Here is a 2,051-nt window from a genome sequence, read left to right as displayed (position 1 = left end):
CGTGCTGTGCGCCGTCGGTGGCGTGCAGCCGCAGTCGGAAACCGTGTGGCGCCAGGCCAACCGCTACAAGGTGCCGCGCATCGCGTTCGTCAACAAGATGGACCGCACCGGTGCCAACTTCACCAAGGTCGTTGGCCAGCTGAAGGCCAAGCTGGGTGCCGTCGCCGTGCCGATGCAGCTGCCGATCGGCGCTGAAGAAGGCTTCAAGGGCGTGGTCGACCTGCTCAAGATGAAGGCCATCCATTGGGATGAAGCCTCGCAGGGCATGAAGTTCGAATACCTGGACATCCCGGCCGACATGAAGGAAGAGGCTGAAGAAGCCCGTACCTACATGATCGAAGCGGCTGCCGAAGCCAACGAAGAGCTGATGGAAAAGTACCTGGGCGGCGAAGAGCTGACCGAGGCTGAAATCATCTCGGCGCTGCGCGCGCGCACCCTGGCCACCGACATCGTGCCGATGTACTGCGGCTCGGCGTTCAAGAACAAGGGCGTGCAGGCCATGCTGGACGGCGTGGTGCAGCTGCTGCCGTCGCCGATCGACGTGCCGGACGTGACCGGTACCGACGTCGACGACGAAACCATCGAAATGAGCCGCAAGTCCGACGACAAGGCTCCCTTCTCGTCGCTGGCCTTCAAGATCATCACCGACCCGTTCGTGGGCGCGCTGACCTTCTTCCGTGTCTACTCGGGCACGCTGAACGCCGGCGACCAGGTGATGAACTCGGTCAAGGGCAAGAAGGAGCGCATCGGCCGCATCCTGCAGATGCACTCCAACGATCGCGAAGAAATCAAGGAAGTGCTGGCCGGTGACATCGCCGCTGCCGTGGGTCTGAAGGACACCACCACGGGCGACACCCTGTGCTCGCTGGATCACCCGATCATCCTGGAGCGCATGGTGTTCCCGGAGCCGGTGATCTCGATGGCCGTCGAACCGAAGACCAAGTCCGACCAGGAAAAGATGGGTCTGGCCCTGGGCCGTCTGGCGCAGGAAGATCCGTCGTTCCGCGTCAAGACCGACGAAGAATCCGGTCAGACCATCATCTCGGGCATGGGCGAGCTGCACCTGGACATCATCGTTGACCGCATGAAGCGCGAGTTCAACGTCGAAGCCAACGTCGGCAAGCCGCAGGTTGCGTACCGCGAAACCATCCAGGCCGCGGACGTCAAGTCGGATTACAAGCACGCCAAGCAGTCCGGTGGTAAGGGTCAGTACGGTCACGTCGTGATCGAGCTGTCGCCGATCACCGCTGAAGACCGCGCCGATCCGAAGATCGCTCCGATGATCAAGGACGATTTCCTGTTCATCAACGACATCACCGGTGGCGTGATTCCGAAGGAATTCATTCCGTCGATCGAAAAGGGCCTGCGCGAAACCATCACCAGCGGTCCGCTGGCTGGCTTCCCGGTCGTTGACGTCAAGGTCAAGCTGGTGTTCGGCTCGTACCACGACGTCGACTCCTCGGAAATGGCGTTCAAGCTGGCGTCCTCGATGGCCTTCAAGCAGGGCTTCGCGAAGGCCAAGCCGGTTCTGCTGGAGCCGATCATGAAGGTCGAGATCGTGACCCCGGAGGATTACCAGGGTGACGTGATGGGCGACGTGAGCCGTCGTCGTGGCGTTCTGCAGGGTTCCAGCACCACCGGTGACGGTTCGGCCAGCATCATCAACGCGATGATCCCGCTGGGTGAAATGTTCGGTTATGCCACCTCGCTGCGTTCGCAGACCCAGGGTCGTGCGACGTTCACGATGGAATTCGACCACTACGAGCCGGCGCCGAACAACATCGCCGAAGCCGTGGTCAAGAAGGCCTGAGCGTAAGCTCAGGTCTTTACCTCCCTCTTTTCTGATATCCAAGGTATACAACAATGGCAAAGGGTAAGTTCGAGCGCACCAAGCCGCACGTCAACGTCGGCACCATCGGTCACGTCGATCACGGCAAGACCACGCTGACCGCCGCGCTGACCAAGATCGGCGCCGAGCGCTTCGGTGGCGAGTTCAAGGATTACTCCGCGATCGACGCCGCGCCGGAAGAAAAGGCACGTGGCATCACGAT

General features: G+C 61.3%; 2 protein-coding genes. Both read left to right on the top strand.

Features of this window, described 5'->3' with window-relative positions:
* A partial coding sequence (fusA, locus tag ACPEH1_RS20480) for an elongation factor G (RefSeq protein ID WP_423716311.1) occupies window positions 1-1,810 on the top strand: 1,810 nt, incomplete at its 5' end.
* A gap of 53 nt (window positions 1,811-1,863) precedes the next feature.
* Window positions 1,864-2,051, top strand: a 188-nt coding sequence (locus ACPEH1_RS20475; RefSeq protein ID WP_239501589.1) for a GTP-binding protein, incomplete at its 3' end; no start/stop codon positions are given.

Origin of the sequence: Stenotrophomonas sp. NPDC077421 (assembly GCF_049545505.1) — a bacterium.
Classification (GTDB): Bacteria; Pseudomonadota; Gammaproteobacteria; order Xanthomonadales; family Xanthomonadaceae; genus Stenotrophomonas; species Stenotrophomonas nematodicola.
Note: the sequence above shows the minus strand (reverse complement) of the source record. Positions and strands in the feature narration are given on the sequence as shown.